Annotated in this window: 15 protein-coding genes; 2 read left to right on the top strand and 13 right to left on the bottom strand. The window is 68.7% G+C overall.

Annotated elements, in window-relative coordinates:
* Nucleotides 1-259: 259 nt before the first annotated feature.
* Nucleotides 260-1,954, bottom strand: coding sequence for an FAD-dependent oxidoreductase (locus tag AC2IPW_RS17675; protein WP_486375290.1), 1,695 nt, complete (start codon nucleotides 1,952-1,954; stop codon nucleotides 260-262).
* 154 nt (nucleotides 1,955-2,108) lie between these two features.
* Here AC2IPW_RS17675 and AC2IPW_RS17680 point away from each other — a divergent pair, with 154 nt between their 5' ends.
* Nucleotides 2,109-2,990, top strand: coding sequence for an acyl-[acyl-carrier-protein] thioesterase (locus AC2IPW_RS17680; RefSeq protein ID WP_486375291.1), 882 nt, complete (start codon nucleotides 2,109-2,111; stop codon nucleotides 2,988-2,990).
* 23 nt (nucleotides 2,991-3,013) lie between these two features.
* The gene (locus AC2IPW_RS17685; RefSeq protein WP_486375292.1) at nucleotides 3,014-3,505 is read left to right on the top strand and encodes a SixA phosphatase family protein; all 492 of its coding nucleotides are present in this window, start codon (nucleotides 3,014-3,016) and stop codon (nucleotides 3,503-3,505) included.
* Between the two features lie 10 nt (nucleotides 3,506-3,515).
* On the opposite strand, the gene AC2IPW_RS17690 is transcribed toward AC2IPW_RS17685, so the two are convergent.
* From AC2IPW_RS17690 to AC2IPW_RS17745, 12 genes are all read right to left on the bottom strand, one after another.
* The gene (locus AC2IPW_RS17690) at nucleotides 3,516-4,529 is read right to left on the bottom strand and encodes an iron-siderophore ABC transporter substrate-binding protein (protein ID WP_486375293.1); all 1,014 of its coding nucleotides are present in this window, start codon (nucleotides 4,527-4,529) and stop codon (nucleotides 3,516-3,518) included.
* 173 nt (nucleotides 4,530-4,702) lie between these two features.
* Complete coding sequence (locus AC2IPW_RS17695; protein ID WP_003937634.1) at nucleotides 4,703-8,674, bottom strand: DNA-directed RNA polymerase subunit beta'; 3,972 nt, start codon at nucleotides 8,672-8,674, stop codon at nucleotides 4,703-4,705.
* Between the two features lie 111 nt (nucleotides 8,675-8,785).
* A complete protein-coding gene (gene rpoB, locus AC2IPW_RS17700) occupies nucleotides 8,786-12,292 on the bottom strand; it encodes a DNA-directed RNA polymerase subunit beta (RefSeq protein ID WP_486375294.1) in 3,507 nt (1,168 codons plus the stop codon).
* A 340-nt stretch (nucleotides 12,293-12,632) separates the two neighbouring features.
* Complete coding sequence (locus AC2IPW_RS17705) at nucleotides 12,633-13,454, bottom strand: hypothetical protein (RefSeq protein ID WP_486375295.1); 822 nt, start codon at nucleotides 13,452-13,454, stop codon at nucleotides 12,633-12,635.
* Between the two features lie 21 nt (nucleotides 13,455-13,475).
* Nucleotides 13,476-14,048 (bottom strand): hypothetical protein, encoded by a 573-nt coding sequence (locus AC2IPW_RS17710; RefSeq protein WP_486377024.1) that lies wholly within the window; start codon nucleotides 14,046-14,048, stop codon nucleotides 13,476-13,478.
* Between the two features lie 95 nt (nucleotides 14,049-14,143).
* On the bottom strand, nucleotides 14,144-15,391 hold the full coding sequence (locus AC2IPW_RS17715) for an MCE family protein (RefSeq protein WP_486377025.1): 1,248 nt from the start codon (nucleotides 15,389-15,391) through the stop codon (nucleotides 14,144-14,146).
* Nucleotides 15,391-16,665, bottom strand: a complete 1,275-nt coding sequence (locus tag AC2IPW_RS17720; RefSeq protein ID WP_486375296.1) for an MCE family protein — start codon at nucleotides 16,663-16,665, stop codon at nucleotides 15,391-15,393. Before AC2IPW_RS17720 ends, AC2IPW_RS17715 begins: the two co-directional genes overlap by 1 nt.
* Nucleotides 16,662-17,909, bottom strand: a complete 1,248-nt coding sequence (locus AC2IPW_RS17725) for an MCE family protein (protein WP_486375297.1) — start codon at nucleotides 17,907-17,909, stop codon at nucleotides 16,662-16,664. The genes AC2IPW_RS17720 and AC2IPW_RS17725 overlap by 4 nt, the downstream gene beginning before the upstream one ends.
* Complete coding sequence (locus AC2IPW_RS17730) at nucleotides 17,909-18,904, bottom strand: MCE family protein (RefSeq protein ID WP_003937627.1); 996 nt, start codon at nucleotides 18,902-18,904, stop codon at nucleotides 17,909-17,911. The genes AC2IPW_RS17725 and AC2IPW_RS17730 overlap by 1 nt, the downstream gene beginning before the upstream one ends.
* Nucleotides 18,901-19,980 (bottom strand): MCE family protein, encoded by a 1,080-nt coding sequence (locus AC2IPW_RS17735; protein ID WP_003937626.1) that lies wholly within the window; start codon nucleotides 19,978-19,980, stop codon nucleotides 18,901-18,903. Before AC2IPW_RS17735 ends, AC2IPW_RS17730 begins: the two co-directional genes overlap by 4 nt.
* The gene (locus AC2IPW_RS17740; protein WP_416061507.1) at nucleotides 19,977-21,344 is read right to left on the bottom strand and encodes an MCE family protein; all 1,368 of its coding nucleotides are present in this window, start codon (nucleotides 21,342-21,344) and stop codon (nucleotides 19,977-19,979) included. The genes AC2IPW_RS17735 and AC2IPW_RS17740 overlap by 4 nt, the downstream gene beginning before the upstream one ends.
* A complete protein-coding gene (locus AC2IPW_RS17745) occupies nucleotides 21,341-22,201 on the bottom strand; it encodes an MlaE family ABC transporter permease (RefSeq protein ID WP_040783020.1) in 861 nt (286 codons plus the stop codon). The genes AC2IPW_RS17740 and AC2IPW_RS17745 overlap by 4 nt, the downstream gene beginning before the upstream one ends.
* Between the last annotated feature and the right edge of the window lies 1 nt (nucleotide 22,202).

Consider the following 22,202-nt stretch of genomic DNA (forward strand, 5'->3'; position numbering starts at 1 on the left):
AGGCGCGAGGGCAGGCGGACCTGCCGGAACGGAGTCGAGGGCCGGGCAGTGCCGGACGACGATGACCGTCTCGGCACGAGCCGCGTGTCACCGCCGGCGTGGACTGCGTGTCACCCTCGACGTGCCCGGCGACCAGCGCGCGCCCCGACAGCGCGGCGGATCGACCTCCCGGCCTGAGCTCCCCCGGCGGACGTCGCCGCGGGCGGCGCCGGGCACCGTCGGACGATTCTAGTGCCGGCGCAGGCGAAGCCCCAACCGGTTATCGGCGGACCAGACGCAGCAGGCCGCGCCCCGACCGCGGGCGGCCGGCCGCCGTCGTCGTCAGGCGTGCGCGATCGGTCAGCTTGACCCGTGGCCGGCCGGCCGCACGGCCGGCCGCGCGCTCGGCCTCGTCGATCTCGTGCCATCCGCTCAGGCCCACGCGGCTCGGGCGCCGCTGCCCGAGCAGGCGATCGAGTTCCCGCCGGCCGTACGCCGGCCGCGTGAGCCGACCGGCGTCGAAGTCGGCGAGCAGAGCCGCGACGGTTTCCTTGGCGCATGCCTTGTTGGTTCCGATCACGCCGCTCGGCCCGCGCTTGATCCACCCGGTGACGTACACACCCGGTCCGGCCCCGGTGACCCGCCCGTTCTCGTTGGGGACGATCGCGCGCCGCTCGTCGAACGGCACCCCCGGGAGCGGAACCCCGCGGTAACCGATCGAGCGCAGCACCAGCTGCGCGTCGAGGTGCAGAGCCTGCTCGGTGGGGCGGGCGACGAGCGCACCGTCGTCGCCGGGGATCAGTTCGTTGCGCACCGCCCGCAGGCCCGCGACCCGGTCGGTGCCCTCGATCTCGGTGGGTGACACGAGGTAACGGAACACGATGCGCTTGTTTCCCGGCCGGGGTTCGCGGCGCGCGTATTCGCGGGCGAGCCGCATCCGCATGGCGACCGCCGGATCCGCCGCGGCGAGCTCCGCGCTGGCGGGGTCGAGGTCGAGCTCGGACTCGTCGACGACGACGTCGACCCCGTTCAGATCACCGAGGGCGAGGAATTCCGGATTGCTGTAGGCCGCCTGGGCCGGTCCGCGACGGCCCAGCAGGACGACCTCGCGGATGTTGCTCCGGCGCAGCGCCTCGAGGGCGTGGTCGGCGATGTCGGTCCGGGCCAGTTCGTCGACGTCCATGGTGAGGATGCGGGCGACATCGAGCGCGACGTTGCCGTTGCCGACGAGGACCGCGCGTTCACCGGAGAGGTCGAAGGCCCGGTCGGCGTAGTCGGGGTGGCCGTTGTACCAGGCGACGAACTCGGTGGCGGCGTGGCTGCCGGGCAGGTCCTCGCCGGGAATGCCGAGGCTGCGGTCGGCGGATGCGCCGGTGGCGTAGACGACGGCGTGGTGATGGGCGAGCAGCTCGTCGTGGTCGAGGTCGCGGCCCACCTCGACGTCGAGGTGCAGAGCGAACGCGTCGCGACGGAACGACCATTCGAACGACTCGGTGACGGCCTTGGTCCCGGGGTGGTCGGGCGCGACGCCGCTACGGACCAGGCCCCAGGGGGTCGGCAGCCGGTCGAACATCTCCACCTCGACGTTCGAGCGCTCGAGCAGTTCCTGCGCGGCGTAGCACGCCGCGGGGCCGGCTCCGACGACCGCGACCCGCAGGGTCTCCTGCCCCCGGGGCGGGGCGGGGGTCGGGGTGAGCGGGTTCCAGTTCTCGGGCATCGGGTGCGCCGTGTAGTAGTCGGCGTTGATGTCCTTGAACCGGGCCTGGGTCTCGGTGAGCCGGTCCTCGGGGAAGATCGCCTCGACCGGGCAGGCGTCCGCGCACGCGCCGCAGTCGATGCAGGTCTGCGGATCGATGTGCAGCATCTCGGTCTGCGCGAACTCGCGCTCCTCCGGGGTGGGATGGATGCAGTTCACCGGGCACACGGCGACGCAGCTCGCATCGTTGCAGCATGTCTGGGTGATCACGTAGGCCATGTCGCGTCCTCGAAGAGCCGGGACCGGATTTCATGTGACATCCGGTAACAGTTATATCGACTGTAGCCTCGGGGTTCGCCCCTCGCAAGATTCGCTGCGGCCCAGCCCCGCAACTGTCAGAATCGGCGGGGCCCGACGAAGACCAGGGGGACGCATGGGTTCGAACACCGCCGCGGCAGCGGCAACCGCGGACACCGCCGCGGCAGCGGCAACCGCAAACACCGCCGCGAAAGCTGCAACCGCGAACACCGCCGCGGCAGCGGCACCGGGAAAGCCCGCACCGGAGGACGCGTGGGCGCAGCCCCTCGACACCACTCCCCCGCCCGACGACGCGTTCCGGTCCACGCGCACGGTGCGCACCGGCGACGTCGACAGCCGGGAACGGCTCCGGCTCGACGGCGTGGCCCGCTACCTGCAGGACATCGGCACCGACAACCTCGACGCCGTCGACGCCACCGACACCGATCCGCTGTGGATCGTGCGCCGCACCGTCGTCGACGTGCACCGGCCGGCCCGCTTCCGGGAACAGCTCGAGCTGCGCCGGTGGTGTGATGCCCTGTCCACCCGGTGGGCCAATGTCCGCGTGCGGTTCGAGGGCACCGGCGGCGCCGCGATGGACACCTCGGCGTTCTGGATCAACATCGGGCCCACCAACGGCATGCCGGCGCGGATCAGCGACCGACTCTGGGAACACATGGCTCGTCACGCCGCGGACACCCGCCTGCGGTGGCGGGCGTGGTTGCCGCCCACACCGTCCGCCGACGCCGACGCCGGCACGCACTTCCCGCTGCGGGCCACCGACATCGATCCGTTCGACCACGTCAACAACGCCGCCTACTGGCACGGCATCGAGGAGCACCTGGCCGGACGGCCGGAGTTGCAGACCGCTCCGTACCGTGCGGCGATCGAGCATCTTCGACCGGTCGTCGCCGGCGACACGCTCGTTCTGCGGGCCCGGCACGACGCCGACTCGCTGACCCTGTGGTTCACGGTCGACGACGAGGTGCGGGCGGTGGCACGCGTCGGCCGCCGGTGAACGTCACCGCCTAGGGTGAACCCATGACCCGCACCCTGATCCTGTTGCGGCACGGGAAGTCCGCGTACCCGGACGGCGTCGCCGATCACGAGCGTCCGCTCGCCCCCCGAGGGCGGCGCGAGGCCGGTCTCGCCGGGCGCTGGCTGCGGGCCCACCAGCCCCCCGTCGACGCCGTGCTGTGTTCGACCGCGACGCGGGCCCGCAAGACGCTCGCAGAGGCCGCCGTCGAGGCGGCCACGGACTTCCTCGACGATCTCTACGAGGCCACGCCGAAGCGGATCGTCGACGCGATCCGCCGGGTTCCGGACGACGTGTCCACGCTGCTCGTCGTGGGACACGAGCCCGTCCTGTCGGCGACGACGCTGCTGCTCTCGACCGACCACGACTCCGACGCGGCCCGTCAGATCCTCGAGAAGTTCCCGACTTCCGCCGTGGCGGTGCTCGAGGTGCGCGGGACGTGGCACGACCTCGGCGCCCGTGGGGCCACCCTGGTCGATTTCCACATCCCGCGCTGACCGGGAGCCGCTACTTCACCGCCGCGGCGAGCGCCTCGAGATAGGCGTCGATCCCCCAGGTCAGGGACAGGACCGTGGGGGGCGAGACCGCGGCGATCAGTTCGGTGCCGTTCACCGTCGCCACCCTGCCCTCGGTGACCTGCTGCATGGTCTGTGCCCACGGCTGGGCGAGCGTGCGTTCCTGCGCTGCGGCGTCGTCGGCGTAGGAGAGGAGAATGTCGCTGGTGAGCTTGCCGGCCTCTTCGAAGCTCATCGTGAAGTAGAAACTGGACTCGTCCGTGCTCAGTTCGGTCACGCTCGGGGCGCTGACGAGACCGAGGTCGGTGAGGAACTCCACGCGCGAATCGGCGGGCTTGTAGACGTAGAACGTGTCGCCCGTGTCCCACACCGCGGCGACGGTGCGGCCCTGCAGCTGCGGGTACGCCGCGGCCTTGTCGGCGATGATCGCCTCGGTGTCGGCGATCAGGCGCTCTGCGTCGTCGGAGCGGCCCAGCGCCTGCCCGACCGTGGCGACGACGTCGCGCCACGGGGTGGCCCACGGCTCACCGGGGTACGCGACCGTGGGAGCGATCCGGCTGAGGGTGTCGTACTGGTCCTGGGTGAGCCCGGAGTAGTTGGCGAGGATGACGTCCGGGCGGGCCGCCGCGATCTGCTCGACCGGCACGTCCGTGCCGTCGTTCTGCAGGATTGTCGGTGTCTCGGCATCGAGTTCGGTGAGCTCGTCTCCGATCCACGGCAGGACGCCCTGCTCGTCACCGCCGTACGACTGTGCCGGCATGGCGACGGGGACGACCCCGAGGGCGAGGGCGGCATCGGTGCTCCCGAAGCCCCAGGTGACCACCCGTTCGGGCTCGGTCTCGATCGTGGTGTCACCGAGGGCGTGCTCGATCGTCACAGGGAAAGCGCCCGCGCCCGGGCCGGACGCCTCGGCGGGGTCGTCGCCTCCCGACGAGCACGCGGTCAGGACGAACGTGAGAGCGAAACCGGCTGCGGCAAGCAACCTCGGGATTCGGGTCGACGGCACTAGCGTTCCCTTCGAAGAATTAGGAGTGCCTACCCAAACTATCGGATCGGCCGTGCTGCCGCGCGGGTACCCCCGGAACCCAGAAGGCCCCGCCCCCGAAGAGAAGAGGGCGGGACCTTCGTGGCTACGGCAGGTGCCTGACCGCGGCCGGCGGACCGGCTGCGGCGACGGCTCTACCGGTAGTCGCTGGAGTAACCGTAGTCGTCGAGCGGGACCGCGGCGCCGGTGTTCTGGCCGAAGCCCTCCGGCGAGTAGTACTGATCCTCGTACGACGGGATCGCGTACGCGGCCGCGCGGGCCTCCTCGGTCGGCTGCACCTGGATGTTCCGGTACCGGTTGATGCCGGTGCCGGCCGGGATCAGCTTGCCGATGATCACGTTCTCCTTCAGACCGATCAGCTTGTCCGAGCGGCAGTTGATCGCCGCGTCGGTCAGCACGCGAGTGGTCTCCTGGAACGACGCCGCCGACAGCCACGAATCGGTGGCCAGCGACGCCTTCGTGATGCCCATGAGCACGGGACGGCCGGCAGCCGGCTCCCCGCCCTCGGCGACGACGCGCCGGTTCGAGGCCTCGAACTCGCTGCGCTCGACCAGCGATCCGGGGAGGAACTCCGTCGACCCCGAGTCGATGATCGTCACGCGGCGCAGCATCTGGCGCACGATGACCTCGATGTGCTTGTCGTGGATCGACACACCCTGGCTGCGGTACACCTCCTGGACCTCGTTGACGAGGTGGACCTGCACCTGGCGCGGTCCCATGACCCGCAGCACCTCGTGCGGATCGGCCGCACCCTCGAGCAGCTGCTGACCGACCTCCACGTGGTCGCCGTCCGTCAGGACACCTTCGGTCCCGTCCGCCTTACGGATGACGTGCAGACGCTGACGCTTCGACAGCTTGTCGTACACGACCTCCTCGCCACCGTCGTCCGGGACGATGGTGATCTTGTAGAAGCGGTCGTCGTCCTCGAGTCGCACGCGACCGGAGACGTCGGCGATGGGCGCCTTGCCCTTCGGGACACGGGCCTCGAACAGCTCCTGCACGCGGGGCAGACCGCCGGTGATGTCCTCACCGACGCCACCCTGGTGGAACGTACGCATCGTCAGCTGCGTACCGGGCTCACCGATGGACTGGGCGGCGACGATACCGACGGCCTCACCGATGTCGACGAGCTTGCCGGTCGCCATCGAGCGGCCGTAGCAGGTGGCGCACACGCCGGTACCGGTGTCGCAGGTCAGCACGGAGCGGACCTTGACCTTCCGGATGCCGGCGGCCAGCAGCGCCTCGATCGCCGGGTCGCCGAGGTCGCTGCCCCGGGTGACGACGACGTTGCCGCCCGCGTCGACCGCATCGGTGGCCAGCGTACGGGCGTACGTGCTGGTCTCGATGTGGGCGTCGCGCACCAGGCGACCGGTCTCGGCGCCCGTCCCGTCCCGCTCGGGCTCGGCGATGATCATCTCGATACCGCGCGGCGTGCCGCAGTCGGTCTCGCGGACGATGACGTCCTGCGACACGTCCACCAGACGACGGGTCAGGTAACCCGAGTCGGCGGTACGCAGCGCGGTGTCGGCCAGACCCTTACGCGCACCGTGGGTGTTGATGAAGTACTCGAGCACGGTCAGGCCCTCGCGGAACGAGGACTTGATCGGGCGCGGGATGAACTCGCCCTTCGGGTTCGTCACCAGACCCTTCATGCCCGCGAGCGAGCGGATCTGGGTCATGTTGCCCGCGGCGCCGGACTTCACGATCGTCGGGATCGGGTTGTCGTCCGGGTAGTGGGCCTCCATGGCCTGACCGACCTCTTCGGTCGCCTCCTGCCACAGCTTGACGAGCGAGTCGCGCCGCTCCTCCTTCGAGAGGGCACCACGAGCGAACTTGCGCTCGAGCTGATCCGCCGACGCCTCGTAGCGCTCGAGGATGTCCTTCTTCTCCGGCGGCACCAGCACGTCGGCCATCGACACGGTCACACCCGAACGGGTGGCCCAGTAGAAGCCGGCGTCCTTGAGCTTGTCGACGGTCTGCGCGACGACGATCATCGGGTAGCGCTCGGCGAGATCGTTGATGATCGCGGCCTGACGCTTCTTCGGCATGACGTCGTTGACGAAGCCGTAGTTCACCGGCAGCAGCTCGTTGAACAGCACTCGACCGAGCGTGGTCTGCACGGTCCAGCCGTCGCCGAAGTTCCAGCCGTCGGGGAACAGTTCCGTCTCGATGTCCCGTGACGGACGCTGCTGCTCCAGACGCACCTTGATGGGGGCCTGCACCGACAGCACGCCGCGGTCCACGGCCATGATCGCCTCGGCGGGAGACGAGTACACGCCCTGCTCCGGCTCACCGTCGGTGGCCGGCCGGTACGCACCCGGCGCGTCCTCGACCAGACGGGTCAGGTGGAACAGACCCGTCACCATGTCCAGACGCGGCATGGCGAGCGGACGGCCCGATGCCGGCGACAGGATGTTGTTCGACGACAGCATCAGCACGCGGGCCTCGGCCTGTGCCTCCGCCGACAGCGGCAGATGCACGGCCATCTGGTCGCCGTCGAAGTCGGCGTTGAAGGCCTCACACACGAGCGGGTGCAGCTGGATGGCCTTGCCCTCGACGAGCTGCGGCTCGAACGCCTGGATGCCGAGACGGTGCAGCGTGGGAGCACGGTTGAGCAGCACGGGGTGCTCGTTGATGACCTCTTCGAGGACGTCCCACACCTGCGGACGCTGCCGCTCGACCATCCGCTTGGCGGACTTGATGTTCTGCGCGTGGTTCAGATCGACCAGACGCTTCATCACGAACGGCTTGAACAGCTCGAGAGCCATCAGCTTCGGCAGACCGCACTGGTGCAGCTTGAGCTGCGGACCGACGACGATGACCGAACGGCCCGAGTAGTCGACACGCTTGCCGAGCAGGTTCTGACGGAACCGGCCCTGCTTGCCCTTGAGCAGGTCGGACAGCGACTTGAGCGGACGGTTGCCCGGACCGGTGACCGGCCGGCCGCGACGGCCGTTGTCGAACAGCGCGTCCACGGACTCCTGCAGCATCCGCTTCTCGTTGTTGACGATGATCTCGGGGGCACCGAGGTCGATCAGTCGCTTGAGGCGGTTGTTGCGGTTGATGACGCGGCGGTACAGATCGTTGAGATCGGAGGTCGCGAAGCGGCCACCGTCGAGCTGCACCATCGGGCGCAGCTCCGGCGGGATCACCGGCACCGCGTCGAGGACCATGCCCATGGGCGAGTTGCCGGACTGCTGGAACGCCGCGACGACCTTCAGTCGCTTGAGGGCGCGCAGCTTCTTCTGGCCCTTGCCGCTGCGGATGGTCTCGCGCAGCGACTCGGCCTCGGCGTCGATGTCGAAGTTCTCGATGAGCTTCTGGATCGACTCGGCGCCCATCGCGCCGGTGAAGTACTCGCCGTAACGGTCCTGCAGCTCGCGGTAGAGCAGCTCGTCGACGATCAGGTCCTTCGGCTTGAGCTTGGTGAAGGTGTTCCAGATCTCCTCGAGCCGGTCCAGCTCACGCTGGGCACGGTCGCGCAGCTGACGCATCTCGCGCTCGCCGCCGTCCTTGACCTTGCGGCGGACGTCGGACTTGGCACCCTCGGCCTCGAGCTCGGCCAGGTCGGCTTCCAGCTTCTGCGCGCGAGCCTCGAGGTCGGCGTCGCGCTGGTCGGCGACGGACTTCTTCTCGACCTCCATCTCGGCCTCGAGGGTCGAGAGCTCGTTGTGGCGCAGCTCGTCGTCCACGGCCGTGATGACGTACGCGGCGAAGTAGATGATCTTCTCGAGATCCTTCGGCGCCAGGTCGAGCAGGTAACCGAGGCGGCTCGGCACACCCTTGAAGTACCAGATGTGCGTGACCGGCGCGGCGAGCTCGATGTGACCCATGCGCTCGCGGCGCACCTTGGCGCGAGTCACCTCGACGCCGCAGCGCTCACAGATGATGCCCTTGAAGCGGACACGCTTGTACTTGCCGCAGTAGCACTCCCAGTCCCGGGTGGGGCCGAAGATCTTCTCGCAGAAGAGGCCGTCCTTCTCGGGCTTGAGCGTGCGGTAGTTGATGGTCTCCGGCTTCTTGACCTCACCGTACGACCAGTTGCGGATGTCCTCCGCGGTGGCCAAGCCGATGCGGAGTTCATCGAAGAAGTTGACGTCGAGCACGTAACTTCCTTTCCCCTTCACGGGTTTTGTTGCTGCTAGTTGTCGCTGTTGCTGCCGGGGCCCGACGAGATGCAGTCCGCCGTGCGGGAGTGCATCTCATCGGGTCGGCTCCTAGTTCGCGAGGTCGTCGACCGTGGCCGACTCGTTGCGGGAAAGGTTGATGCCCAGGTTGGCCGCCGCCCGCTCGAGGTCCTCGTCGTCGCCGTCGGCCATCGCGATGGCCGCGCCGTCGCTGGAGAGCACCTCCACGTTCAGGCACAGCGACTGGAGTTCCTTGAGGAGCACCTTGAAGGACTCGGGGATACCCGGCTCCGGGATGTTCTCGCCCTTGACGATGGCCTCGTAGACCTTCACGCGACCCACCACGTCGTCCGACTTGATGGTGAGCAGCTCCTGCAGCGTGTACGCCGCACCGTAGGCCTGCATGGCCCAGCACTCCATCTCGCCGAACCGCTGGCCACCGAACTGCGCCTTACCACCGAGCGGCTGCTGGGTGATCATCGAGTACGGGCCGGTCGAACGGGCGTGGATCTTGTCGTCGACCAGGTGGTGCAGCTTGATGATGTACATGTAGCCGACCGACACCGGGTACGGGAACGGCTCGCCGGAACGTCCGTCGAACAGCGTCGCCTTGCCGTCGGCGCCGACCATGACCTCGCCGTCACGGTTCGGCAGCGTCGAGCCGAGCAGACCCGTCAGCTCGTCCTCGCGGGCACCGTCGAACACCGGGGTGGCGATGTTGGTGTCCGGTTCGGCGGCGAGCATGTCGTCGGACAGGTTCTTCGCCCACTCGGGACGCTCACCGTCGCCGGCGACCTGGACGTTCCAGCCGGCCTTGCCGATCCAGCCGAGGTGCGTCTCGAGGATCTGGCCGATGTTCATACGACGCGGGACACCGTGCGTGTTGAGGATGATGTCCACCGGGGTGCCGTCGGGCAGGAACGGCATGTCCTCCTGCGGGAGGATCTTGCCGATGACGCCCTTGTTGCCGTGCCGGCCGGCGAGCTTGTCGCCGTCCTGGATCTTGCGCTTCTGCGCCACGTACACGCGGACGAGCTCGTTGACACCCGGGGGCAGATCGTCGTCGTCCTCGCGCGAGAACACGCGGACGCCGATGACCTTGCCGGTCTCACCGTGCGGCACCTTCAGCGACGTGTCACGCACCTCGCGGGCCTTCTCACCGAAGATCGCGCGCAGCAGCCGCTCCTCGGGGGTCAGCTCGGTCTCGCCCTTCGGGGTGACCTTGCCGACGAGGATGTCGCCGTCGCGCACCTCGGCGCCGATGCGCACGATGCCGCGCTCGTCCAGGTCCGCGAGGACCTCGTCCGAGACGTTCGGGATGTCGCGGGTGATCTCCTCGGCACCGAGCTTGGTGTCGCGGGCGTCGATCTCGTGCTCCTCGATGTGGATCGAGGTGAGCACGTCCTCCTCGACGAGGCGCTGCGACAGGATGATCGCGTCCTCGTAGTTGTGGCCTTCCCACGGCATGATCGCCACGAGCAGGTTCTTGCCGAGTGCCATCTCACCGTTCTCGGTGCAGGGGCCGTCGGCGAGGACCTGGCCGGACTCGACGCGCTGCCCCTCGTCCACGATCGGCCGCTGGTTCGAGCAGGTGCCCTGGTTCGAGCGGTCGAACTTGCGCAGACGGTAGGTGCGGCGGGTGCCGTCGTCCGCCATCACGGTGATGAAGTCGGCCGAGACCTCCTCGATCACACCGGACTTCTCGGTGACGACGACGTCGCCCGCATCGACGGCGGCACGCAGTTCCATGCCGGTACCGACGACAGGAGCCTCGTTGCGCACCAGCGGCACGGCCTGACGCTGCATGTTCGCACCCATGAGGGCACGGTTGGCGTCGTCGTGCTCGAGGAACGGGATCATGGCCGTGGCCACGGACACCATCTGCCGCGGCGAGACGTCCATGTAGTCGACCTCGGTCGCCGCGACGAATTCGACCTCGCCGCCCTTCTTGCGGACGAGGACGCGCTCCTCGCTGAAGCGGCCGTCGGCGTCGACCGGCGAGTTGGCCTGCGCCACGACGTGGCGGTCCTCCTCGTCGGCGGTGAGGTAGTCGACCTGATCGGTGACGATGCCGTCCTCGACCTTGCGGTACGGGGTCTCGATGAAGCCGAACGGGTTGACCCGCGCGTACACCGACAGGGAGCCGATCAGGCCGATGTTCGGGCCTTCCGGGGTCTCGATCGGGCACATGCGGCCGTAGTGCGAGTGGTGGACGTCGCGGACCTCGAGGCCGGCGCGCTCACGGGACAGACCACCCGGGCCGAGCGCCGAGAGGCGGCGCTTGTGGGTCAGACCCGACAGCGGGTTGTTCTGGTCCATGAACTGCGACAGCTGGGAGGTTCCGAAGAACTCCTTGATCGCAGCCACGACGGGACGGATGTTGATCAGCGTCTGCGGCGTGATGGCCTCGACGTCCTGGGTGGTCATCCGCTCACGGACGACGCGCTCCATGCGGGACAGGCCGACGCGGATCTGGTTCTGGATGAGCTCGCCGACGGTACGCAGGCGACGGTTGCCGAAGTGGTCGATGTCGTCGACCTCGACGGGAACCTCGACGCCGCCCGGCGCCGTCATGGTGTTCTCACCGGCGTGCAGGCGCACCAGGTACTCGATGGTGGCGACGATGTCTTCCTCGGTGAGGGTCGACGCCTCGATCGGCTGGCCGGCGTTCAGGCCCAGCTTCTTGTTGATCTTGTAACGTCCCACGCGCGCCAGGTCGTAGCGCTTGTCCTTGAAGAAGAGGTTCTCCAGCAGGGTCTGCGCGCTCTCCTTGGTGGGCGGCTCGCCCGGGCGCAGCTTGCGGTAGATGTCCAGCAGGGCCTCGTCGGTGCCGGCCGTGTTGTCCTTCTCGAGGGTGGACATCATGATCTCGGAGAAACCGAAGCGCTCGACGATCTGCTCGTTGGTCCAGCCGAGCGCCTTGAGCAGCACCGTGACCGGCTGGCGGCGCTTGCGGTCGATCCGCACGCCGACGGTGTCGCGCTTGTCGACGTCGAACTCGAGCCACGCGCCGCGGCCCGGGATCACCTTGACGCTGTGCAGGTCCTTCTCGGTGCTCTTGTCGACCGTGCGGTCGAAGTACACGCCCGGCGAACGCACCAGCTGCGAGACGACGACGCGCTCGGTGCCGTTGATGATGAAGGTGCCCTTGTCGGTCATCATCGGGAAGTCACCCATGAAGACCGTCTGGCTCTTGATCTCGCCGGTGTTGTTGTTGATGAACTCGGCAGTGACGAACAGCGGCGCCGCGTACGTCATGTCCTTGTCCTTGCACTCCTCGACCGAGGCCTTGACCTCGTCGAAGCGCGGGTCGGAGAAGGACAGGGACATCGACCCGGAGAAATCCTCGATCGGAGAGAGCTCCGCGAGGATCTCCTCGAGGCCGCCGACGACGGGACCGTCACCGCGTTCGGCGGCGAGCGCGCGCCAGCGCTCGGAGCCGATCAGCCATTCGAAGGAATCTGTCTGTAGATCGAGGAGCCCGGGAACTTCGAGAGGTTCGCGAATCTTCGCGAACGAGACCCTCTTCGGGGCTCCGGGGATTCCGGCAACTGCCTTGGTCTGGCTAGAGACTGCCAAGATGCGTCCTTCCAGCACCTCACGCGGGCCGCTCCAACCGGTGCGACCGCCGCTGTACCTGCTTCTTCATGTGGGGCGTTATCGCTGGTTGCAACCCGAAAGACAACCCCACCGCGAAGTCGGCGGAACGAACCCCGGAGGGCAACGCTCCCCGCGATGCGGTCGAGAGATGGACAGGAGGCAGCCAGCGCAAAGTCCGAACTTACACCCAAAAGTCGCAGATGTCGAGCGACGGCACGAAAAGAAGCGCCCGACCCCGGGCGCCCAGGACGCATATTCGTGCGTGCGTACCGATAGAGTGACCGCTCACGCCGTCCGCGTCAAGAGCAACCGGGCCGATCCCCGGTCACCGCGCTCGTCAGCGGTCCCGGATCTCGGAGACCAGCCACTTGCCGTCGATCTTCTCCATCCGCACCAGCAGCGGCGCCGACGCACTGCCCTGGGCGACCGCGTCGCCGGTCGCGCTGACGCTGATGAACGCCGCGACCTCGGCCCGGTCGTCGTCGAGCATCGACGCACCGATGTGGTCGATGCGCACCTCCGTCGCGGTGTGCGTCTGCACCGCGGCCTGCTTGGTGACATCCGCGGTCAGATCGAACTCCTCCCGCATCGGCGGGGTGAGGACCTCTCGGATCGCGGCGAAGTCCTCGTCGATCGTCTCGTGGTTGTAGCCGTGCATCGTCTCGATCGCATTGCCGGCGGCGGCGGTGACCTCGGACGTCGCGGCGCTGTCGACCCATGCCTCGTTGGTCACCGTCGCCCCGGGACGGGCGGCGGCGACCGCGGCGAACGCACCGAGCGCAAGCGCGGCACCACCGACGATCACCACCGGACGCCAGCTGCCGCGCGAGACGGTGCCGCCGGTCTGCGCGACGCGCGCCGGTTCACGCGGCTCCGGGGCGCTCTCGAGGTCGGAGTCGGAGACCTGCCCTGCCGGGGCCGCCGAGGGCTCGGACCCGGTTGCTTCGGGGACCGCCGTTCCCGCCCGGGCCGTCGGAGACGGGGTGGGCTCGGGCGAGGTGGACTCGGTCGGGGTCGGCTCGGTCGGGGTCGGCTCGGTCGGGGTCGGCTCGGGGCGGGCGGCACCGCCCGCAGCCGGGGTCCGGCCCGTCCCCGCGATCTTGGGCCGTCGGCCCCTCGGAGGACCGGCCGGATTGGGCTTGCGACGCTGCGGGGGCACTACACATTCTCCTTCATCGGCTCACTCGCCTGCGGCGGGTCCGGGTTCGGCTGGGGGCGCGGGGGCGGGTTCGGGCGGCGCGGGTTGCTGCGCTCCCTCCGCCGGCCCGGCACCGAGCTGCACGGAGTCCAGCGGCTGGATCGTCTCCGCCTTCCACACGTCGCCGTCCTTGCGCATCGCCACGTTCACGGTGACCTTGTTCTCGACGAAGTTGTCGGGCCAGGTGGTCTTCACCGCCAGGACGATCAGGGCCTGCGCCGTGTCCGCGTCCGTGTCGAGCGCCGTCAGCGAACCGAACAGCACGTCTGCCGACATGCCCGTGCCCGTCTGGGCCACCTGTTCCCGGATCTGCTGCTCCGTCGCGGCGAGATCGTTGTTCAGGGCCTCGCCGGTGATCGAGGACCGCATGTTCTCGATCGACGTGTCGACATCGGCGGCGTCGACGCTGTTGAGATTGATCGCGGCCTGCATCGCCCCGGACAGGGCGGCGTCCCGCGCCTCGGCGGCCGGACGGTCCACGAGCAGGGTCCGCCCCCACCCGAAGCCGAACCAGGCGGCCGCGGCGAGCGCGATCACCGCCAGCACGCTCACCACTACCAGAACGATCCTGCGCATCTTGTCGCCGCCCGCCCCCGCCGTCTGCGGGGGACGGGACGTCGTGTCTGAACTCACTACACCAACCTACTTACCTACTTCGGGGTGACTCCGAGCAACGGCGCGAGCTGCGTCGCGATCGGATTCAGATTGAGCTTGTCCGGGTCCTTCTTCGGTGTGAAGTCCCACGGCTGGATCGTGGCCGGGTCGGCGAACACGATCCGGTTCGCGCTGCGCACGCCGGTGACGCTGCCCTGCGGAACCTCGCAGGACGCCTCCGTGTTGAACGGGAAGTCCTGCTGGGTGTCGTCGAAGTTGGGGTCACGGCGCTGCATCTCGTCGAGGATCGCCTGGGTGCCCTCGTACCCGATGGTGCACGACGGCGGGTTGTTCGTCTCGAACAGGATGCCCTGCCGGACTGCTCCGTCGCCGGGCGCGACGGTCCCGGCGCTGGCCGCGACGGCCGGCAGGAACGCGAGCAGCGGCTGCAGGGCTACGGCCTGCGGGCCGAGCTTGTCGCCGAGCAGCGCCAGGTTCGTCAGGTTCGCCGTCAGACCGGGGCCCGAGTCCGCGACCAGCTGCGTGAGTTCCTCGCTCGCCGCGGTCCCGGTCTCGAGGAGGCGCCGGACGTCCGGGTCGCTGTCGCGCAGCTGCGCGGTCACCAGGTCCAGGTCCGCACTGAACTGCCGGATCGCCGACGCCTGCACCGACTGGGTGTCGAGCACGGTCTGGCTGTCGCGGATCAGCGACACCGTCTGAGGCAGGTACTGCACTCCGGCGTCGCTGAGCTGGGCCAGGGAGTCCACGAGGGTCTGCAGCTGGCCACCGCGGCCGTCGAACGCGGCCCCCAGTTCGGTCACCACCGTGCGCAGCGAGTCCACCGGTACCGAGCGGACGAGCGCGTTCGTGCTCACCAGGAGGTCCTGCACCGGCACCGGCACGTCGGTGGCGTCCTCCCCGATCACCGATCCTTCCTCGAGGTACGGACCCTCGTCGGTGTCCGGTAGCAGGTCGACGTACTGCTCACCGATCGCCGAGCGGTTCGCCACCACGGCACGGGTCGACGCCGGGATCTGCGGCCCGCCGTTGTCGAGGAGGAGGGTGACGTCGATGCCGTCCTCGGTCAGACCGAGTTCCCCCACCCGCCCGACCGGCACGCCCCGGTAGGTGACCTCGGCGTTGGTGAAGATGCCACCCGAATCTGCGAACCGGGCGTGGACGGTGTACTGCCCGAACCCGAGCAGGTTGTCGAGGCGCACGTACCGCGCACCGACGAACACCACGCCGAGCAGCGCGATCACCACGAACGCGACGATCTGTACCCGCAGCAACCGCGATCTCATCATCGCCCTCCCCCGACTCCGAGCTGATCGAGCAGGCCTTCCAGCGGATTGGCCGGCGCCGCACCGGAGTCCGGCGCCGCGGCGGGCACGCCGGGCAGCGTCACCCCCGGCGGCAGTTCGAGTCCCGCCGGCAGCCTCGGCTCCGGGAGTTCCGGCAGCAGCGAGACCGTGGGCCAGCCCCGTCTCGGCCCGTTGCCGTTGTAGTACGGATTCGACGGATCCACGACGGGCTTGGGCTCACCGAACTTCGGCTGCCGGTAGACCGGATCACCCTGTCCGACGCCGAGCGAAGCCAGCGCGTCCCCGATCTGCAGGTCCACAGCGAGGAACAGGTTGACCGAGCCGCCGAGGGCGATCCTCTCGACCCCGTCCGGGAAGGGCACCGTCGGGATGAACGGCAGCGCCTTCACCAGGTCGTCCCCGGACGCGGCGAGCTGCTGCAGGGTGGGGCGCAGGGCCAGCAGATCGGCGATCAGGTTCTCCTTGGACTGGTCGAGCACGTCGGTGCCCACGGTTCCCAGTCGGTCGAGCTGGACGAGCAGCTCCGTCAGCTGGGGACGCTGCTGCTCGAGCACCGCCGTGGCCACCGGAAGGTCGTCGAGGATCGCCGCGACACGCTCGTTCTGTTCCGCGACCCGGACGGTGAGCACGTCGAGGCCGTCGAGGGCGCGGGTGATGTCGTTGCGTTGCTGATCGAGACCGTCGATGAGCCGATCCGCCTGCTGCAGAAGGCTTTTCGTGGTGCCTTCGCGTCCCTCGAACGCGGTGGACAGCTCCTCGACGACCGGCTGCAACTGGCCGACGCCGCCACCGTTGAGCAGCAGCGAGAGGGCACCGAGTACGGGTTCGAGCTCCGTGGCGTGCCGGGTCCGGTCCAGCGGAATGACGTCGCCGTCGGCGAGCAGTTCGCTCGACGGGTCGCTCGGCGGCGGAGTGAGCTGGACGAACTTCTCGCCCAGCAGGCTGGTCTGTTCCACCGCCGCATACGCGTTGGCCGGCAACTCCACCGCCGAGTCCACCACGATCCCGACGTCCGCGGTCCACCCGTCGGGTCCCACGGAGACCGTCTCCACCCGGCCGACGGGCACGCCGTCCACCTTGACGGTCGACTGCGGCACGAGGTCGAGCACGTCGTCGAACTGCACGGTCACGTGGATCGGGTCCGAGCCGACGTCCGCGCCACCGGGCAGAGGCAGGCTCTCGGCGCCACCGCACGCAGACACCGTGAGGGCCGTCGCGCATGCTCCGGCACCGAGAATCACCGAGCGTCTCACTGTCCGCCCTCCTCGAGGTTCAGGCGCTGGGATTCGACGCCGGGCACCGTGCCGGGCACCACCTGACGCTGGATGTTCTCGCCGCTGAGGACACCGAACGGCAGGATCAGATCCGGGGTCCGGATGTCGTTGGTGATCTGTTCGGCGAGGCCGGAGCACTGGTCGATCAGCGGCTGCATCTGCCGGCCAAGCTGCTCGAACCTCGGGTCGCCCGGCACGAGCCGACCCAGATCGATGAGCTTGCACATCACGCCGGCCGGGTCCTGAAGATCGGTCACCACCAGGCGGGAGGCGAGCGACCCGGACTCCGCGTCGTACGAGTTGACGAGGTTGCTCACCGCCAGGGGCAGCAGGGTCAGCGAGTTCACCAGTGAATCCCGGTTTGCGGCGAGGTTGTTCGTCACCGGGACCAGGGCGTCCACGTTGTCCTTCAGCGCCGTCTGGTTGTCGTTCACGAACTGCGCGACCACCCCGAGCGACTCCGACAGCTGATTCAGCGCCAGCCCGAGGTTCTCCCGCTCACCGGCCAGATAGCCGGACAGGTCCGACAGCTGGGTATTGAACTCGCGCACCTGCTGATCGTTCGCGGCCAGTGCGGACACGAAGATCTGCAGGTTCTCGATGGTGCCGAACAGGTCACCCCGCGACTCGTTGAGCGTGCGCGACGCAGCGGAGAGCTGCTCGATGGTCTGGCCGAGCGCAGCACCGTTGCCCTCGAGGTTCTCGGCGCCGGTCTCCACGAAGCGGGTCAGTGCCCCGTCCTTGTTCGCGCCCTCCGGACCGAGAGCCCGCGACAGCTCGTCGACGCTGGCGTACAGCTCGTCCACCTCGACCGGGGTGGCGGTCCGTTCCCGCGGGATGACGGCGCCGTCGGTCATCGTCTCGCCACCGGTGTATGCGGGGGCGAGCTGCACGTAGCGGTCCGCGACGACCGACGGGGTGATCTGCACGGCTTTGGCATCGGCGGGGATGTCGACGCCACGGTCGACACGCATGTCCACCCGCACCTGGTCCCCTTCCGGGACGACCGCGGTGACCTTACCGACCTCCACGCCGAGGACCCGGACGTCGGACCCCTCGTACACGCCGACGGCCTTGTCGAAGTACGCGGTGATCTCGGTGGTTCCCATGCGGTTGAAGACCCACCACAGCACGCCCGCGATCAGCACCACGGCCGCGACGATCGCAGCGATCAGCACGATCGGGCCGCGCCGGGAGCCGCCACCGGACTCGGCATGCGACATCAGTTCTCTCCCAACGTGCGAACCGGATCGCGGTATCCGGGGATCTCGGGCAATCCGGGCGGAATGAGGTTGACGACGACCTGGTCGAACCAGCGGCCGTTGCCGACGACGTTCGAGTACAGCCGGACGAACGGCTCGTACAGCTTCATCGCCCGGTCCAGGTCGTCGTTCCGGTCCTGCAGGATCTGGACGACACCCCGCAGCTGATCGAGCGCCGGACCGATCGTCGCCTCGTTGTCGCGAACCAGGCCGGTCAGCTCCGCCGACAGACGCTGCGTCCCCGTCAGCAGCTGTGAGATGGCCTGCTGGCGATTGTTGAGTTCGGCGATCAGCAGTGCTCCGTCGCTGATCAGTCGATTGAACTCCGCGTTGCGGTCCGCAAGGATCTGCGACGTCCGGCCGGTCGCCTCGAGCAGCCGCTTCAGTTCCTGGTCCCGGCTCGCCACGGTCTGCGAGAGCCTGGTGACCCCGTCCAGCGAGGCCCGGATGTCGTCCGGTGTCTGGGAGAACGCCTCCGAGAGGGTGTCGAAGCTCGTGGCCAACTGCTCGGAGTCGATCTCGCCCAGGGTGGTGGCCGCCGACGAGAACGCCTCGATCACATCGTACGGGGCGACGGTGCGCGACAACGGAATCCGGTCGTCCGGATCGAGCACCTCGGTGCCCCGAGGTTCGAGGGCGAGGTACTTCTGGCCGAGGATGGTCTTGATCTGGATCGAGGCGGAGGTGTCGTTGCCGAGCCAGGCGTCCTTGACCTTGAACGACACGAGCACCCGGTCACCGTCGAGTTCGATGTCGGTGACCTGGCCGACCTTGACGCCGGCGATGCGCACCTCGTTGGTGGGCTTGAGGCCGGCCGCCTCGGTGAACTCCGCGCGGTAGGTGGCGCCCGCCCCGATGATCGGCAGCGAATCCAGGAAGAAGGCCGACAGGGTGGCCAGCAGGACCACGAGAATTCCGAGGGCGCCGGACACGGCCGGACTGCGACGTCTGCTCATCGTCCCTGCAACTCCTGCATCCCGTCCTGCGTACAGCGCTTCGCGGCGTTGGTGTAGATCGGCTGGTTCACCGTGGGCAGACCGGTCGGCAGATTCAGGTACGGAACCGAACCCGGCCCGGCGATCACGTCGATGCCGCACAGGTAGAACTGGAACCACGACCCGTAGCTCGCGACCCGGCCCAGCTTCTCGAGCTTGACCGGAAGGGTCGCGAGGACCTCGTCGACCGCGTCGCGGTTGTTGTTCAGGTTCGCCCCGAGCTGCTCGACCGCCGTGATCGAACCGGCGATCGCCGGCCGGGTCGGCTCGAGCAGATCGGCCGTCGCGTCCGTCAGCCCGGCCAGCGACTGTACGGCCGCACCCACCGTGTCGCGGTCGGCGGCCAGCCCGCTGACCAGCGCCTGGGTGTTGACGAGCAGCGAGTCGAGCTGCTCGTCCCGCTCGTTGATGTTGGTGAGCACCGAGTTCAGGTTGTCGATGACCGCACCGATCACCCGGTCCTTGTCGGCGATCGTGTTGGTCAGGCTCGCCGTCGTGCGCACCAGGTCGTCGACGGTTCCGGATTCGCCCTGGAACACCTGGACGATCTGGGACGAGAGTCGGTTGACGTCGTCGGCGCTGAGGGTCTGGAACAGGGGGCGGAAACCGTTGAACAGGGTGGTCAGGTTCACGGCCGGCTTGGTGCGTTCGAGCGGGATGGTGTCGCCGTCGGTCAGCTTCATCCCCTGCATGCCCTCGCCCTGGTCGAGAGCGATGTACCGCTGGCCGACGAGCGTGCGGTAGCGGATCGTCGCCGTGGTCGCGGCGGGCAGCCAGTCCCGATCGGACACCGAGAACGTCACGCGCGCCTCGCTGCGGTCCACGATCTCGATCTTCTCGACCTGGCCGACCCGGACGCCGGCGATCCGGATGTCGTCACCCTCGTTGAGCGAGGTCACGTCCGAGAAGATGGCGTGGAACTTCGTCCCGCCCCCACCGCCGAGGCTCGCGATGGTTGCCGCGAGCATTCCGGTGGCGAAGATCGTCACCACGGCGAAGACGATCAACTTGATCAGCGGTGCTGCCAGGCCTCTCATCGGAAGCTCACCTCCGTTCCACGCAGCGCGGGCGCACCCAGGCGGGTCGTCCAGGTCGGCACGTCCTCGGGCGCGATGCCCGTCGCCTCCGCGTACACGACGTCGAGGGCGTCCTGCTCGGCACGGGACCCGGAGTACGAGACCTGCGTCGTCGCCGGGGTCGTCCCGGTCAGCTCGCCGACGTCGTCCGGCACCCCGGACCCCTCGGGCGCCGGGAAGTAGGACATGGACTCCGGTCCCGGATTCCGGGACGGCACCTGGTAGGAGCCGTCGTTGATGGAGCCGCCGGGGTACTGCGGGAAGAACCGTCCCGGGGCCGTGACGTTGTCGTAGCAGGTGGGGCCACGAGTATCGAGCAGGCGCGGCTCGTCCTGGTTCGGCAGGTACCGGCCCTTCGGGTTGACGAACTGGACGCTCGCCCGGACGCCGGGGAACGGGTCGTCGGCCGCGAGCACGCCGGCAGCCGCGGGCGCCGCGTCGGCGAAGCCCTTCAGCATGCACGGGTACGACGGCGAGTACCGCGCCAGCAACTGCAGGGCCTGCTTGGAGTCGGCGGCGATGCTGATGATCGAGGCTGCGTTCTGTTCGAGCAGCCCGGCGGTCGCCGACGACGCTCCTGTCGCCGTGACGAGCAACGTCTCGAGCTGGTTCTCCTGCTCGACCACCGTGTTGCCGGTGGTGCGCAGGTTGTCGAGGGCACTGATCAGATCGGGCGCGGCGTCGGAGTAGGTCTGGGAGAAGTCCGCGAGTCCGCGCAGGTCCTCCTGCACGGCCGGGAGTTCCACATTGACCTCACGGAACACCTGTTCGAGCCGGTCCACGGTCTGCCCGAGGGTCTCGCCGCGGCCGCTCAGGCCCTGAGCCAGGGCGCCGAGGGTGTTCGCGAGGTCCTGCGGCGGGATGGCCTCCAGGAGGGGCAGCAGCCCGTCGAGCACCTGGCCGAGTTCGACGGTTTCGGCACTCGTGTCCTGCACCAGGGTGTCCCCTGCCTGGACCGGGCGCGCCGGCTGGTCCGGCAGGATCAGCGAGACGTACCGTTCGCCGAACAACGTCTTCGGCAGCAGTTGGGCGGTCGCGTTCGCGGGGATCAAGGCGGCCTTGTCCGGTTCGAGCGCGAGATGCGCGGTCACCGTCCCGCCCTCGGCCGTCGTGCCGCGAACCTCGCCGACGATCAGTCCCCGCACCTTGACGTCCGCGTTCAGCGGCAGCGCGTTACCGACCTCGTCGGTCACGAGGTCCACCTCGACGACCTTCTTGAAGGTCTTGTTGTACATCGCAATCGTGACGAACAGGAACAGTCCCAGCACGACGAAGAACATGAGGCCGAGGACCCTCCGCTTGAGGGTCGAGGGGGTCGAGTTCATCCGGCCACCCTCACGGTCGTGGTCGTACCCCAGATGGCGAGGCTGAGGAAGAAGTCGAGCACTGCGATCGTGACGATCGCGGTGCGCACGGCACGGCCGACAGCCACGCCGACGCCGGCGGGACCACCGCTGGCGTTGAAGCCGTAGTAGCAGTGGATGAGGATCAGGAAGAACGCGAAGACGAGAACCTTCGCGAAGGAGTACAGCACGTCCTCCGGTGGGAGGAACAGGTTGAAGTAGTGGTCGTACGAACCCGACGACTGCCCGTTGAACATCGTGCTGATCACGCGTGTCGCGAGGTACGCGGCGAGCAGGCCGATGATGTACAGCGGGATGACGGCGACGAAACCGGCGATCATCCGTGCGGTGACGAGGAACGGCACCGACGGCACCGCCATCACCTCGAGCGCATCGATCTCCTCACTGATCCGCATAGCACCGAGCTGGGCGGTGAAGCCACAGCCCACCGTCGCCGACAGTGCCAGCGCCGCCACGATCGGCGCGAGTTCGCGCGTGTTGACGTATGCCGACAGGAAGCCGGTGAGCACCGAGGAGCCGAGTTGCTCGAGGGCGGCGTAGCCCTGCAGGCCCACGACGACGCCGGTGAATCCCGACATCATCGCGATCACGCCGATGGTGCCGCCGATGACGGCGAGCGCGCCGCTGCCGAAGGTGACCTCGGCGAGCAGCCGCAGCACCTCCTTGCGGTAGTGGACGAGGGTGCGTGGGGTCCAGGCGATGGCCCGCGCGTAGAACGACATCTGGTCGCCTGCCCGATCCAGCATGTCGAGAGGAGCGCGCACGATTCTGCGCCCGCGGAGCCAGATGACATCTCCGCGGCCCTTTGCGATTGTCATC

It is taken from the genome of Rhodococcus sp. NS-SX18 (genome assembly GCF_057367935.1).

Bases quoted from the DNA above. Each gene is read 5' to 3' on its own strand.
- AC2IPW_RS17715 (WP_486377025.1), bottom strand. From the start codon at position 15,391: ATGAGATCGCGGTTGCTGCGGGTACAGATCGTCGCGTTCGTGGTGATC.
- AC2IPW_RS17745 (WP_040783020.1), bottom strand. From the start codon at position 22,201: ATGACAATCGCAAAGGGCCGCGGAGATGTCATCTGGCTCCGCGGGCGC.
- AC2IPW_RS17680 (WP_486375291.1), top strand. From the start codon at position 2,109: ATGGGTTCGAACACCGCCGCGGCAGCGGCAACCGCGGACACCGCCGCG.
- AC2IPW_RS17730 (WP_003937627.1), bottom strand. From the start codon at position 18,904: ATGAGCAGACGTCGCAGTCCGGCCGTGTCCGGCGCCCTCGGAATTCTC.
- AC2IPW_RS17685 (WP_486375292.1), top strand. From the start codon at position 3,014: ATGACCCGCACCCTGATCCTGTTGCGGCACGGGAAGTCCGCGTACCCG.
- AC2IPW_RS17675 (WP_486375290.1), bottom strand. From the start codon at position 1,954: ATGGCCTACGTGATCACCCAGACATGCTGCAACGATGCGAGCTGCGTC.
- AC2IPW_RS17725 (WP_486375297.1), bottom strand. From the start codon at position 17,909: ATGTCGCATGCCGAGTCCGGTGGCGGCTCCCGGCGCGGCCCGATCGTG.
- AC2IPW_RS17740 (WP_416061507.1), bottom strand. From the start codon at position 21,344: ATGAACTCGACCCCCTCGACCCTCAAGCGGAGGGTCCTCGGCCTCATG.
- AC2IPW_RS17735 (WP_003937626.1), bottom strand. From the start codon at position 19,980: ATGAGAGGCCTGGCAGCACCGCTGATCAAGTTGATCGTCTTCGCCGTG.